The sequence below is a fragment of the Nonomuraea sp. NPDC052116 genome, assembly GCF_040680035.1.
In the GTDB taxonomy this organism is placed as follows: Bacteria; Actinomycetota; Actinomycetes; order Streptosporangiales; family Streptosporangiaceae; genus Nonomuraea; species Nonomuraea angiospora_A.
This window is the reverse complement of record NZ_JBFAWA010000025.1, coordinates 42589-54946: the sequence shown is the minus strand read 5'-3', so window position 1 is coordinate 54946 and position 12358 is coordinate 42589. Positions and strand designations below refer to the sequence as shown.

Genomic DNA, 12358 nt, shown 5'->3' with positions numbered 1-12358 from the left:
TTACGTGGTTCCGGGTCCGCCGCCGACGGCGGCATCGCTCCCGGTGATGTTTTCTCCCCCGTCTTTCTCCTCCGAATCCTCGGGGAGCCGCAATTCCCCCATATCGTTGAGCCTGAGAACAAAGGGGCGCAGGGGGGCATAGCGAATGATGGTCAGGGCCGCAGGATCGGCTGTTATCCGCTGAAAGTGATCGAGGTGCAGGCCCAGAGCGTCCGCGACGATCGATTTGATCACGTCGCCGTGGCTGCAAACCAGGTAGACAGCCTTCTCCCCCAGGCGTTGATTCCACTCCCGGACCGCCACGACGGCCCGGTGTTGCATACCGGCCAGGGACTCCCCTTCCGGAAATGTCACGGCACTGGGATGCGCCTGCACCACCTGCCACAGCGGCTCCTGGGCGAGCTCCTTCAGCGGGCGGCCGGTCCAGCCGCCGTAGCCGCACTCGATGAACCGGTCGTCGATCAGCACGTCCATCCCGCGCCCGTCGGCGACCGCGTGGGCCGTCTCCCGGCAGCGTTCGAGGGGGCTGGAGACGACGGCGTCCAGCCTGACGCCCGCGACGCGGGCGGCCAGCGCCTCGGCCTGCGCCCGGCCGGCCTCGCTCAGATGCACCCCCGGCGTACGCCCGGCCAGCACCGGGCCGGTGAGGTCCGTCAGCCCGTGGCGGGCCAAAAGCAGCGTGGTCACCCGGCAAGTGTCTCAGGCGTGGATCACAACATTTCACCGTGGGCCGCCGCCGCCGCGCCAACCGCGAACAACAGTGGTGCGGCAGCCCGATGAGCAGGTTTCTTGTTGGTAACCTGGCGGGATCATGCAGCAGCGCTATGTCGGCCACAGCGGCCTGTCGGTGTCCCGGCTGGGGCTCGGCACGATGACCTGGGGGCGTGACACCGACGCCGACGAGGCGGCTGCCCAGCTCCGGACGTTCCTGGACGCGGGTGGCAATCTCGTCGACACGGCCGACGTCTACACCGGTGGCGACTCCGAGCGGCTGCTGGGCCGGATGCTGCGTGACTCGGTGCCGCGTTCGGAGCTGGTGATCTCCACCAAGGCCGTGGTGACGCCGACCGGCCGCCGGCCGCGCGACGCCTCCAGGCGCCACCTGATCGCCGCGGTCGACGACTCACTCAACCGGCTCGGGCTCGACTACGTCGACCTGTGGCAGCTGCACACGTACGACGCCGAGGTGCCGATGGAGGAGACCCTGGCCGCGCTCGACGCGATCGTCTCCTCCGGACGCGCCGTCTACGCGGGCGTGTGCGACTACACCGGCTGGCAGCTGGCCGTCGCGGCGGTCACCCAGAAGATGATCCCCGGCCGCATCCCGATCACCTCGGCGCAGGCCGAATACTCGCTGCTGGCCCGCGAGCCCGAGCGCGAGCTGCTGCCCGCCGCCGCCGAGCTGGGCGTGGGGGTGCTGGCCTGGTCGCCGCTGGGCCGCGGGGTGCTGACCGGGAAATACCGCACCGGCATCCCGGCCGACTCCCGGGCCGCCACCCCGCACTTCGCCGACTTCGTCCGGCCGTATCTGGATGAGCGCAGCCGCAGCGTCGTCGAGTCGGTCATGACCGCCGCCGACGGGCTCGGCGTCTCACCGCTGGCGGTCGCCCTGTCCTGGGTCCGCGATCAGCCGGGGGTCGCCTCGGCCATCGTCGGAGCCCGTACGCACGCGCAGCTCACGGGGGCCCTGACGGCCGAGGACGTGGTGCTGCCCATAGAGATCCGAGATGCCCTCGATGACGTGTCGTCACTCGACTGACCCCTCGCCCCAGGAACGAGAGACCCCCTCGCGTATCACTACTCGATACCGAATCGCAACTTTACCTGCCAAACGCCTGCGTCTCATGTCCGATGTCCATAAAGATTTCCCCCGGAAGCGACGCAGGAGGGGACGGATGGGGAGCAGGGCCGCGATCTCGGCTGGAGTTCTCGCGGTGGCGCTGGCGGCCGTCCCAGGGGCCGCGACAGCCGCGGCGGCCGACGCGCAGGACTGTACGCGCGACGGGGGCCTGCTCTCCGGAGTGACCAACACTCTGTGCGACGTGGTGAACACGCTCACCGGCACGGTGGACACCTTGACCGGCGGGACCACCAAAAAGGTGACGGACGGCGTGAACGACACCACCGACGAGGTGCTCGGCCGGGTCGGAGAGGTGGCGCCGACCACCAAGGCCACGCCTGACACCAGGTCCTCGGCGTCGCCCTCCACCTCCGCGACGGGGCAGGACGACTCTCAGGACAGCGCCTGCCGGCCGGGGCAGGCCTGCGCGGACGAGGAGGCCACGCAGAAGCTCTCCCCCTCGCCCTCCCCCGCTCCCTCGCGTACGTCGCGGCCCCGCGAATGGGGCGTGGAGTCCCTGCCCAGCAAGAGGCCCACGGCGCCGGAGCAGCACCCGCAGACCGTGGACACGGGGCGACCGGTGATCGAGAAGGAGACGAAGGCCGACACGGACGAGCCCCGGGTGGACCTGCTGTGGCCCAATCCGTTCGCCCACGAGCTGACCCTGCCGATGCAGGACAAGCGGGTGGTACGGCCCAGCCCGCCCGCCTCGGACGTGCTGGGGACGGCGCTGACGATCGCGCTGCTGGGGTCGGCGGTGCTGGCCACGCGGATCGTCCAGCAGCGGCGCCAGCGCACGGAGCCGGTGGAGTCGATCCCCTTCGAACCGGCGCGCGCCGGCAGCGGCCCCGGCAACGGCCGTCACCGCGTGGCCTGAACGGCCGCGCACCCAAGAGCGGGCTCGCGCCTGGTGGAACCCCCGGGCGTCGAAAAGCGGGGCCCCGCGACCCGCGAGACCCCGCCCCAGCCTCAGATCAGGTGCCGACGGCGTGGACGCCGCCGTCCACGTGGACGATGTCGCCGGTCGTCGCCGGGAACCAGTCCGACATGAGCGCCACGCACGCCTTGGCCGCCGGAATCGTGTCCGACAGGTCCCAGCCCAGCGGGGCCTTCGCCGGCCAGCTGTCCTCGAACTCCTTGAAGCCCGGGATCGACTTGGCCGCCATGGTGCGCAGCGGACCGGCCGCCACCAGGTTGACGCGGATGTTGTGCGGCCCCAGGTCGCGGGCGAGATAGCGGCTGCACGACTCCAGGCCCGCCTTGGCCACGCCCATCCAGTCGTAGACGGGCCACGCCTTCGTGGCGTCGAAGTCGAGGCCCACGACCGCCCCGCCCTCCTTCATGAGGGGCAGGCAGGCCACGGCGAGGGACTTGAACGAGTAGGTCGACACGTGCAGGGCCGTGGCGACGTCCTCCCACGTGGTGTTGAGGAAGTTGCCGCCCAGCGCCGTCTGCGGGGCGAAGCCGATCGAGTGGACCACGCCGTCGAGGCCGTCCACGTGCTCGCCCACCCGCGCCGCGAGCGTGTCGAGGTGCTCGTTGTTCTGGACGTCGAGCTCCAGCACCGGCGCCGGCTCCGGCAGCCGCTTGGCGATGCGCTCGACCAGGCTCAGCCGGCCGAACCCGGTGAGCACCACCGTGGCGCCCTCCTCCTGGGCCAGCTTGGCCACCGAGAAGGCGATCGAGGCGTCGGTGAGCACGCCCGTCACGAGGATCCGCTTGCCTTCGAGAATTCCCACGTCAGTGCCCCATTCCGAGTCCGCCGTCGACCGGGATCACGGCCCCGGTGATGTAAGAGGCGTCGTCGCCGGCCAGGAAGCGTACGACGCGTGCCACCTCCTCGGGCGCCGCCTGGCGGCCGAGGGGGATGCGGGAGACGATCGCCTCCTGGTCGAGGTCGGCCGTCATGTCGGTGGCCACGAAGCCGGGTGAGACCACGTTGACCGTGATGTTGCGCGAGCCGTACTCGCGGGCCAGGGAGCGGGCGAAGCCGACCAGCCCGGCCTTGGAGGCGGCGTAGTTGGACTGGCCGGCCTGGCCGGACAGGCCGATCACGGAGGAGATGAGGATGATCCGGCCGCGCTTGAGCTTCATCATCGGGCGGATGGCCCGCTTGGCCACGCGGTAGGCGCCCGTCAGGTTGGCGTCGATGACGTCGGTGAAGGTGTCTTCCTTCATCATCGCCAGCAGCGTGTCCTTGGTCATGCCGGCGTTGGAGACGAGGACCTCGACCGGGCCCTGCTCCGCCTCGACCTTGTCGAACGCGGCCTCGACGTCGGCCATGCTGGTGACGTCGCAGCGCACGCCGAACAGGCCCTCGGGCGGCTCCCCCGATCGGTAGGTGACCGCGACGGCGTCGCCGGCCGCGGCGAGTTCACGGGCGATCGCGAGGCCTATGCCGCGATTGCCCCCGGTGACGAGTACAGAGCGTGCCATGGCACCAGACGCTATCTCCTACCGGCGGGTATGCGGTTGTCCGGGTGGCACAAGATCACAGGGTTAGGATCGTGGACATGCGCCAGATCGATCCCGACTTCCTGGAGCTGCCGCTGCGGCAGCTCGCGGACGCCGCCCTGCAACGCGCCCGCGAACTCGGCGCCGAGCACGCCGACTTCCGGCTCGAACGCGTCAGAGCCGAGACGCTCAGCCTTTATGACGCCCGGCTCGAAGGCGCCATGGACGCCGACGACCTGGGCTACGCCGTGCGTGTCGTCAAGGGCGGCACATGGGGGTTCGCGGCGGGCATCCACCTGACGCCGCAGGCCGCCGCGGCCGTGGCCGAGCAGGCCGTGCGGGTGGCGGAGGTGAGCGCCCCGATCAACCGCGAGCCCATCGAGCTGGCGCCCGAGCCGGTGCACGCCGAGGCCGTGTGGGTGTCGGAGTACGACGTCGACCCGTTCGAGGTCTCCTCGGCCGACAAGGTGAGCCTGCTGGCCGACTGGTCGGCCGGCCTGCTGAAGGGCGCCGATCACGTGTCGGCGCGGCTGCTGCAGGTCAAGGAGCAGAAGTTCTACGCCGACACGGCCGGCACGGTCACCACGCAGCAGCGGGTGCGGGTGCACCCGAAGCTCAACGCGATGAAGGCGCACGAGAGCGGCTTCGACGACATGTCGACGCTCGCGCCGCCGGTCGGGCGCGGCTACGAATACCTGACGGGCACGGGCTGGGACTGGCAGGGCGAGCTGGCCAGGCTGCCCGAGCTGCTGGCCGAGAAGCTGGCGGCGCCCTCCGTCGAGGCGGGCGACTACGACCTGGTCATCGACCCGTCCAACCTGTGGCTGACGATCCACGAGTCGATCGGCCACGCGACCGAGCTGGACCGGGCGCTCGGCTACGAGGCGGCCTACGCGGGCACCAGCTTCGCCACGTTCGACCAGCTGGGCGAGCTGGTCTACGGCTCGCCCCTGATGAACGTGACCGGCGACCGCACGGTCACGCACGGCCTGTCCACGATCGGCTACGACGACGAGGGCGTGCAGGGGCAGAGCTTCGACATCGTCAAGGACGGCATCCTGGTCGGCTACCAGCTCGACCGGCGGATGGCCCTGATGAAGGGGCTCGGGCGGTCCAACGGGTGCGCGTTCGCCGACTCGCCGGGGCACATGCCGATCCAGCGCATGGCCAACGTGTCGCTGGCGCCCGCGCCGGACGGCCCCTCCACCGACGAGCTGATCTCGGGCGTCGAGCGGGGGATCTACATCGTCGGCGACAAGAGCTGGTCGATCGACATGCAGCGCTACAACTTCCAGTTCACCGGGCAGCGGGCGTACAAGATCTCCCACGGGAAGCTGGCCGGGCAGGTCAGGGACTTCGCCTACCAGGCGACCACCACGGACTTCTGGCAGTCGATGGAGGCCGTCGGCGGGCCTCGGACGTACGTGCTCGGGGGCGCCTTCAACTGCGGCAAGGGCCAGCCGGGCCAGGTCGCGCCGGTCAGCCACGGCTGCCCGTCGGCGCTGTTCAGGGGCGTGCGGATCCTCAACACCGTTCAGGAGGGTGGCAAAGCATGAGGCCGCAGGAGATGGTCGAGAAGGCCCTGGAGCTCTCGGCGAACGACGACTGCGTGGTGCTGGTGGACGAGGGGTCCACGGCCAACCTGCGGTTCGCGGGCAACACGCTCACCACGAACGGCGTCGCCCGCTCCGCCCGGCTGACCGTGATCTCGATCGCGGGGCAGGGCGTCGGGGTCGTGTCGCGGGCCGCCGTACGCGAGGATCAGCTCGCGGACGTGGTGGCGGCGGCCGACGCGGCCGCGCGGGAGGCCCAGCCCGCGGAGGACGCCCGCGCCCTCGTCGAGGGCGTGCCGCAGTCGCCGCACTGGGGCTCCGCCGTCGAGCCGACCGACATCGGGGTGTTCGAGGGGTTCGCGCCCGCGCTCGGCGACGCGTTCGCGGCGGCGGAGGCGGGCGGCAGGAAGCTGTACGGGTTCGCGGAGCACTCGCTGACCTCGACGTTCCTCGGCACGTCCGCGGGCCTGCGGCTGCGCCACGACCAGCCGACCGGGCGCCTGGAGCTCAACGCCAAGTCGGCCGACCTGAAGCGCTCGGCGTGGACGGGCGTGTCCACCGAGGACTTCACGGACGTGGACGTCGCGGCGCTCGACGCCTCGCTCACGCAGCGGCTGGAGTGGGCCAAGAACCGGGTCGACCTGCCGGCCGGGCGCTACGAGACGCTGCTGCCGCCGAGCGCGGTGGCCGACCTGATGATCTACCTGTTCTGGTCGGCGGGGGCCAGGGACGCGCTCGACGGGCGCTCGGTGTTCTCCAAGTCCGGCGGCGGCACGCGGGTGGGCGAGCGGCTGGGCACGCTGCCCGTCACGCTGTCGAGCGACCCGTCGGCGCCGGGCATCGCGTGCGCGCCGTTCGTCACGGCGCACGCCTCCAGCCGGGAGAGCTCGGTCTTCGACAACGGGCTCCCGCTGGGGCCGACCGACTGGGTCAAGGACGGGACCCTGGAGGCCCTGCTGCAGACCCGCTACTCGGCGGAGCTGAGCGGCCTGCCGGTGACGCCCGGGATCTCCAACCTGATCATGTCGGGCCCCGAGGGCGGCCGGTCCATGGAGGAGATGATCGCCTCCACGGAGCGCGGGCTCCTCGTCACCTGCCTGTGGTACATCCGCGAGGTCGACCCGCAGACGCTGCTGGTGACCGGGTTGACCCGGGACGGGGTCTACCTGGTCGAGCACGGGGAGGTCGTGGGCGAGGTGAACAACTTCCGCTTCAACGAGAGCCCGGTCGACCTGCTCGGGCGGTTGACGGAGGTGGGCGCCGCCGGGCGCACGCTGCCCCGGGAGTGGAACGACTACTTCCAGCGCACGATCATGCCGGCGGTGCGGGTGCCGGACTTCAACATGTCCACGGTCAGCCAGGCCAGCTGACCTTCCCGGGCGCGGCCCCCGCCGTGATCAGCGGGGGCCCAGGAGGGCGCCCAGGGCGTGGCTGAGAGCCTCGCCGAGGGTCTTGGTGCACGCCTCGTAGCCTTCGTACGGGCCGCCGTACGGGTCGTACACCTCGGGCACCCGCCGCGCGTCGCGCCGTTCGGCGGCCGACTCGACGATCGCCCGCGCCCGTTCGGCCGTGTCCGAGCGATAACGGCGGTGCCCCGCCCCGGTCGCCAGTTCGGCGAACTCCGGCAGCGTGAACGTCCTGCGCTCCGCCTCCGGGGCGATCCCGACGGCCACGGCCCGGTGCGCGGCCTCCATCGTCAGCAGCAGATCGGCCGAGCTGACCAGGTCGTGGTCCAGCATCCGGGCACGGTGCGCCCGGCCGTCCAGGCCCAGCCGGTCGAGGGCCGTGATCGCGTGGGGGGCCATCGGCCGGCCGACCAGCGCTCGAACCCCCGCGCTCCCCGTCGCCACGGGCAGGTGCGCGGAGTTGAGCATCGCCTCGGCGATCACCTGCGCCATGGCGGAACGGCAGATGTTCGCCGTGCACACCAGCAGGATCCGGAACTCAACACTCACACCGGCCAATCTAACCTCTCGCCTCCGGCGAGGGGCAGGGGACGGCTCTCCGATCCCCGGGGTCTCCACGGCCCCCTACGGCCGTCAGAGAGCCGTACGCGGCCCGCGAGGCGTTGTCGAGTCAGGCGTCCTCGAGGCGGAAGCCCACCTTCATGCCGACCTGGAAGTGCGCGACCTCTCCCGCGTCGATGTACCCGCGGATCTCCGTCACCTCGAACCAGTCGAGGTGACGCAGCGTCTGCGAGGCCCGCCTGATGCCGTTGCGGATGGCCTCGTCGACGCTCTCCCCCGACGTTCCGACGATCTCGGTCACCCGATACGTTCGATCCGTCATCTCCACATCCTCCTTACTCAAAGGCCATGATCGCATGACCCCTGTTCCCGCACCGGGGCGCTGTCGCACCCGGCCTGTTCCAGGTCTACGGTGGAAGATATGAAGGGGTGGCGCAGGAGACCAGACGTCCACCAGGTCACGGACGCCAAGCCGTCGCTGACGGACGACATCCGCAAGCGCGAGATCGGCTACCTCATCAAGATGGGCATCCGGACGATCTGCCTGATCCTGGCGGTCGTGGTGCCGGTGCCGTGGCCGTACCGGCTGCTGTTCATCGCCGCCGCAGTCTTTTTGCCATACATAGCCGTAATCGGGGCCAATGAGAGAGGGAAGGCTGCCCCTCCGCCTACCTTTGACACCCCTGAAGCTAACCAAACCGAGATACCGCTGCATCGACGCGAGATCGGGTCGTGACTAAGTCTTGACGCATCCCACGGGTTGTAGGTGTACGCTTTAGGCAAGCGCTCCGGTCCCCCGTCGGAGTGCTGGTGCCGGCGTTCCGGGCCCCCGTCGGAACGCCGATGACGCGACGCCGGGTGGTTTGCCCCCGTAACCACCCGGCGTCGCCCTTTCCCGGAAGTTTTTGATCACTTGGCGACGCCGACCGCAGTCGGATAGGGCCGCTTTCCCGAAACCGTTTGCACTCCCTCCCGCCTCATTATTCACAGGAAATCTTCAGGCGGGAGGGCGGCTTGACTTCAAGAGTTCGTTCGAGTGTCAGCTGTCTGTCAGCGTCTCGGCTGTGGCCTGTCCCCAGTTCTTCGCCAATGTGATCAATTTCGCCGCCGCGTCGTCGGGGGCGGTCCCGGCGCCCTGGGCGAGGCCGAGCAGATACGCCGTCAGGGGCGCGGCCGGTCTCGCCACGCCGTGGGCGACCTCCTTGGTCAGGTCGAGAATCAGGTCGCGGTCCACGGTGGCCGGGTCGATGCCCAGCTCCTCGCAGGCCAGGGCGGTCCATTCGTTGAGCACGTTCATACGAGCCTCCTCCAGGTCGTCCATTGTGTCGCAGTCGAACCAGGGCCTTCCCGGCAGCGCCAGCCGTACGGCCGCGAGGGGGCCGAGCAGGCCCTTGAGCGAGCGGCCCGGGTAGGCGGCCAGGGCCCGCTTGAGCCGCGCCATCGGCCACACCCCGGCCAGCCACTGCTCCCGCCCGCCGTCATCCACCATCACCACCCCACCGACCGGCCCCTCCTCGGGGGCCGGTTCCCGGGCGTCTCCGGACGCCGGCGCCACGGCATCCCGCAACGTCGGCCGTGCGGCGTTGGCGGGCGTCCCTGCGGCGTCACCACGCGTCGGGCGCACGGCATCGGCGGGCGTCCCTGCCGCGTCCCCGGACACCGACTGCGGCGTCTCGCCAGGCGTCGGGTGGGCGGGGGCGGCGGGCGGCTGGGGCGCTGGGTCTCCGGCCGTGGTGGTCGGCGGGGTGGGGTCGGCTGGGTCGCTGGGCGGCTGGGTCGCGGCAGTCACCGGGACCGGGTCGGCCGTGGTGCTGGGCGGTTGGGTTGTGGCGGCGTTCAGCAAGGACGTGACGTGGGGGGCGGTGATGAACGGCAGGTCGCCCGCGAGCAGGACCACCCATGGGGCGGTGACCCCGTTCAGTCCTGCCGCCAGGGCCGGGACGGGGCCGCTTCTCGGCGGGTCCTCGCGGACGAACACCACGCCGGGGATCGGGCGCTCGGGGCCGACGACGATCGTCGTGCGGGCGTCCGCGACGGCCGTCACCACGTGCTCGACCAGGGATCTGCCGCCCACGGTGAGGCCGGGTTTGTCCGCCCCGCCGAGCCGGCGCGCCTCTCCCCCGGCCAGGATCACCGCGTCGAAGGCCGGCTGACCCGGGCTCTCGGCCGAGGGCGCCACGCCGTCAGCCGCCGATGGCGGACATGGGCCGGGCCGGCTGGAGGAAGGACGGATCGTCGATGCCGTGGCCGGCGCGCTTGCGTGCCACGGCGGCGATCCAGCGTTCGGCCAGTTCCTCGTCGGAGGCCCCCTCGCGCATGCGCGTCTTCAGGTCGGACTCCTCCCTCGCGAAGAGGCAGTTGCGTACCTGGCCGTCGGCGGTCAGCCGGACCCGATCGCAGGACCCGCAGAACGGGCGCGTCACCGATCCGATCACCCCGACCCGGCCGGGACCCCCGTCCACGAGGAACCGCTCGGCCGGCGCGCTGCCGCGCTCCTCCAGGTCGTCCGCCGCGAGGTCGAACCCGCTCGACAACCGGTCGAGGATCTCGTCGGCGGTGACCATGCCCTCGCGGGTCCAGCCGTGCTGGGCGTCGAGGGGCATCTGCTCGATGAAGCGCAGCTCGTAGCCCCGGTCGAGGCACCACCGCAGCAGCGGTACGGCCTCGTGGTCGTTGAGGCCGCGCATGAGCACCGCGTTGACCTTGACGGGACGCAGGCCCGCGGCGTCGGCGGCGGCGAGACCGGCGATCACGTCGGCGTGCCGGTCCCGGTGGGCGAGCCGCTTGAACGTGTCGCGGTCGAGCGTGTCGAGCGAGACGTTGACCCGGTCCAGCCCGGCGGCGGCCAGCGGCTCGGCCAGCCGGGCCAGCCCGATGCCGTTGGTCGTCAGCGAGACCTGCGGCCTCGGGGTCAGGGCGGTGGTACGGGAGACGATGTCGACCAGCTCGCGCCTGATGAGCGGTTCGCCGCCGGTGTAGCGAACTTCGGTGATGCCCAGGCGTTCGACGCCTATGGTCACGAGGCGGACGATCTCGTCGGCGGTGAGGAGCTGCGCGTTGGGGAGCCAGTCGAGGCCTTCGGGCGGCATGCAGTACGTGCAGCGCAGATTGCACTTGTCCGTGAGGGACACCCGCAGATCCGTCGCCACCCGTCCGAACGAGTCTCGCAACATGGGGCGTCACCTCCTGTTCGATCGCCAGAGGGCCAGACTACGACGCCTGTCCGGCGACGCTCAAAATCACTCCTTCACCACACGACAACACTTTGCGCCCTAGATCGATTCCGCACGAACCGGTCAGAACCGCGAGAAAGGCCGCACGCGGCCGGCGTCAGGAGGGTCATCCCGCCGCCTCGTACCATGCCTCGCGGGCGTTCATCAGTTCGGCCAGGTGGTTCCTCGACCACTCGCAGCCGGCGTTCATGGGTGCGATGAGGCTGCGGCCGAGGTCGGTCAGCTCGTACTCGACGCGCGGCGGGATCTCGTCGTACGCGGTGCGGGTGAGGAAGCCGTCGCGCTCCATGGCGCGCAGGGACTCGGTGAGGACCTTCGGGGTGATGCCGCGCAGCGTGACCTGGAGTTCCTTGAAGCGGCGCGGGCCCGATTCCAGGCAACGGATGAGCTTCGCGGTCCACTTGTCGCCGATGCGGATCGGCGCGACTACCGGAGGGCATCCGGTGAACATGTCCGGATCGAGTGGCTCGGCCATCCCGACATCGTAGGTAACTATCGTTGCGGAAAGCGATATCTCGCCCTTTACCGTCTCCGCTGAGTGGCCGGGGAGACCGGCCCAGGCAGAAGGGGTGTGGTGAAGGTGAGCAAGATCGTGGTGTTCGGCGCCGGTGGGCGGGCCGGGGTGCGGGTGGTCGCGGAGGCGGTCGGGCGGGGGCACGAGGTGACGGCCGTCGTCCGGGATCCCGGGAAGTACGCGGGGGTGTGGGGTTCGTCCGGGGCGGGTTCGTCCGGGGCGGGTTCTTCCGGGGCGCGGGTGCGGGTGGTGGCCGGGGACGTCACCGACCTTGCCGGCGTGGCGGAGGTCGCGGCGGGGCACGACGCGGCCGTCCAGGTGGCGGCCCGGCTGGACATGTCGTCGGCGGAGTTCTACACGGCGGCGGCCCGGGCGCTGGTCGGCGGGCTGGGGCAGGCCGGGGTGTCCCGGCTGGTGGCGGTCGGCATCGGGAGCCTGCTGGAGGTCTCGCCGGGGGTTCGGCTCGTGGACACGCCGGACTTCCCGGCCGAGGCGCGGGCGTTCTCGCTGGGGCATGCGGCTGAGTTGGAGGTGTTCGAGAAGTCGGGGCTCGACTGGGTGGTGCTCGCGCCGCCGCCCGTGCTCCTCGACGAGTCGGCGTCCCGGACCGGGCGTTATCGGATCGGGGGCGGGGAGGTGCCGGCGTTGGAGCCCGCGTTCTCGTTCGCCGATCTGGGGGTGGCGGTGGTGGACGAGGTCGAGCGGCCCCGGCACCACCGCGTCCAGGTTGCTGTCTCGTACTAGCCGCAACCGGTTGCCGTGCTTCCGGGACGTCTTCACCGCGCCGCCGCTTTCGG

Annotated in this window: 14 protein-coding genes; 6 read left to right on the top strand and 8 right to left on the bottom strand. The window is 71.0% G+C overall.

From position 1 onward, the window contains the following. A complete protein-coding gene (locus AB0L65_RS39385; protein ID WP_364256523.1) occupies positions 1 to 687 on the bottom strand; it encodes a histidine phosphatase family protein in 687 nt (228 codons plus the stop codon). A 124-nt stretch (positions 688 to 811) separates the two neighbouring features. Between AB0L65_RS39385 and AB0L65_RS39380 the strand changes: the two genes are divergently transcribed. Then, positions 812 to 1759: an aldo/keto reductase gene (locus AB0L65_RS39380; RefSeq protein ID WP_350735310.1), complete on the top strand. Its 948-nt coding sequence runs from the start codon at positions 812 to 814 to the stop codon at positions 1757 to 1759. 136 nt (positions 1760 to 1895) lie between these two features. After that, on the top strand, positions 1896 to 2717 hold the full coding sequence (locus AB0L65_RS39375) for a hypothetical protein (RefSeq protein WP_364256520.1): 822 nt from the start codon (positions 1896 to 1898) through the stop codon (positions 2715 to 2717). A gap of 97 nt (positions 2718 to 2814) precedes the next feature. Here the strand turns inward: AB0L65_RS39375 and fabI are convergent, their stop codons facing one another. Together fabI and fabG are read right to left on the bottom strand one after the other, a co-directional pair. After that, positions 2815 to 3579, bottom strand: coding sequence for an enoyl-ACP reductase FabI (gene fabI / locus AB0L65_RS39370; protein ID WP_364256517.1), 765 nt, complete (start codon positions 3577 to 3579; stop codon positions 2815 to 2817). A gap of 1 nt (position 3580) precedes the next feature. After that, entirely contained in the window at positions 3581 to 4276 is a 696-nt protein-coding gene (gene fabG, locus AB0L65_RS39365) for a 3-oxoacyl-ACP reductase FabG (RefSeq protein ID WP_364256515.1), read from the bottom strand. A gap of 77 nt (positions 4277 to 4353) precedes the next feature. On the opposite strand from fabG, the gene AB0L65_RS39360 reads away from it, so the two are divergent. Beyond that, on the top strand, positions 4354 to 5850 hold the full coding sequence (locus AB0L65_RS39360) for a TldD/PmbA family protein (protein WP_364256512.1): 1497 nt from the start codon (positions 4354 to 4356) through the stop codon (positions 5848 to 5850). Then, positions 5847 to 7217 carry a metallopeptidase TldD-related protein gene (locus AB0L65_RS39355; RefSeq protein ID WP_364256509.1) on the top strand — a complete coding sequence of 457 codons (1371 nt, stop codon included), beginning with the start codon at positions 5847 to 5849 and terminating at the stop codon, positions 7215 to 7217. Before AB0L65_RS39360 ends, AB0L65_RS39355 begins: the two co-directional genes overlap by 4 nt. A gap of 27 nt (positions 7218 to 7244) precedes the next feature. Here AB0L65_RS39355 and AB0L65_RS39350 read toward each other — a convergent pair whose 3' ends face one another. Together AB0L65_RS39350 and AB0L65_RS39345 are read right to left on the bottom strand one after the other, a co-directional pair. Continuing rightward, positions 7245 to 7802 (bottom strand): hypothetical protein, encoded by a 558-nt coding sequence (locus tag AB0L65_RS39350; protein WP_364256506.1) that lies wholly within the window; start codon positions 7800 to 7802, stop codon positions 7245 to 7247. A gap of 121 nt (positions 7803 to 7923) precedes the next feature. Beyond that, positions 7924 to 8136: a dodecin gene (locus AB0L65_RS39345; RefSeq protein ID WP_350735297.1), complete on the bottom strand. Its 213-nt coding sequence runs from the start codon at positions 8134 to 8136 to the stop codon at positions 7924 to 7926. Between the two features lie 99 nt (positions 8137 to 8235). Between AB0L65_RS39345 and AB0L65_RS39340 the strand changes: the two genes are divergently transcribed. Further along, complete coding sequence (locus AB0L65_RS39340; RefSeq protein ID WP_350735295.1) at positions 8236 to 8550, top strand: DUF3099 domain-containing protein; 315 nt, start codon at positions 8236 to 8238, stop codon at positions 8548 to 8550. A gap of 303 nt (positions 8551 to 8853) precedes the next feature. Here AB0L65_RS39340 and AB0L65_RS39335 read toward each other — a convergent pair whose 3' ends face one another. The 3 genes from AB0L65_RS39335 to AB0L65_RS39325 form a co-directional block, all read right to left on the bottom strand. Further along, positions 8854 to 9993, bottom strand: coding sequence for an NTP transferase domain-containing protein (locus AB0L65_RS39335; protein WP_364256503.1), 1140 nt, complete (start codon positions 9991 to 9993; stop codon positions 8854 to 8856). A 4-nt stretch (positions 9994 to 9997) separates the two neighbouring features. Next, positions 9998 to 10987, bottom strand: a complete 990-nt coding sequence (gene moaA / locus AB0L65_RS39330) for a GTP 3',8-cyclase MoaA (protein ID WP_364256500.1) — start codon at positions 10985 to 10987, stop codon at positions 9998 to 10000. A gap of 166 nt (positions 10988 to 11153) precedes the next feature. Then, positions 11154 to 11522 (bottom strand): helix-turn-helix domain-containing protein, encoded by a 369-nt coding sequence (locus tag AB0L65_RS39325; protein WP_364256497.1) that lies wholly within the window; start codon positions 11520 to 11522, stop codon positions 11154 to 11156. A gap of 105 nt (positions 11523 to 11627) precedes the next feature. Between AB0L65_RS39325 and AB0L65_RS39320 the strand changes: the two genes are divergently transcribed. Next, positions 11628 to 12305: an NAD(P)H-binding protein gene (locus AB0L65_RS39320; RefSeq protein ID WP_364256495.1), complete on the top strand. Its 678-nt coding sequence runs from the start codon at positions 11628 to 11630 to the stop codon at positions 12303 to 12305. The last annotated feature ends 53 nt before the right edge of the window (positions 12306 to 12358 follow it).

Excerpts from the sequence above, each read along its gene's own strand:
- AB0L65_RS39380 (WP_350735310.1), top strand. The coding sequence starts at position 812 with ATGCAGCAGCGCTATGTCGGCCACAGCGGCCTGTCGGTGTCCCGGCTG.
- AB0L65_RS39375 (WP_364256520.1), top strand. The coding sequence starts at position 1,896 with ATGGGGAGCAGGGCCGCGATCTCGGCTGGAGTTCTCGCGGTGGCGCTG.
- fabG (WP_364256515.1), bottom strand. The coding sequence starts at position 4,276 with ATGGCACGCTCTGTACTCGTCACCGGGGGCAATCGCGGCATAGGCCTC.
- AB0L65_RS39360 (WP_364256512.1), top strand. The coding sequence starts at position 4,354 with ATGCGCCAGATCGATCCCGACTTCCTGGAGCTGCCGCTGCGGCAGCTC.
- AB0L65_RS39355 (WP_364256509.1), top strand. The coding sequence starts at position 5,847 with ATGAGGCCGCAGGAGATGGTCGAGAAGGCCCTGGAGCTCTCGGCGAAC.
- AB0L65_RS39345 (WP_350735297.1), bottom strand. The coding sequence starts at position 8,136 with ATGACGGATCGAACGTATCGGGTGACCGAGATCGTCGGAACGTCGGGG.
- AB0L65_RS39340 (WP_350735295.1), top strand. The coding sequence starts at position 8,236 with ATGAAGGGGTGGCGCAGGAGACCAGACGTCCACCAGGTCACGGACGCC.
- moaA (WP_364256500.1), bottom strand. The coding sequence starts at position 10,987 with ATGTTGCGAGACTCGTTCGGACGGGTGGCGACGGATCTGCGGGTGTCC.
- AB0L65_RS39325 (WP_364256497.1), bottom strand. The coding sequence starts at position 11,522 with ATGGCCGAGCCACTCGATCCGGACATGTTCACCGGATGCCCTCCGGTA.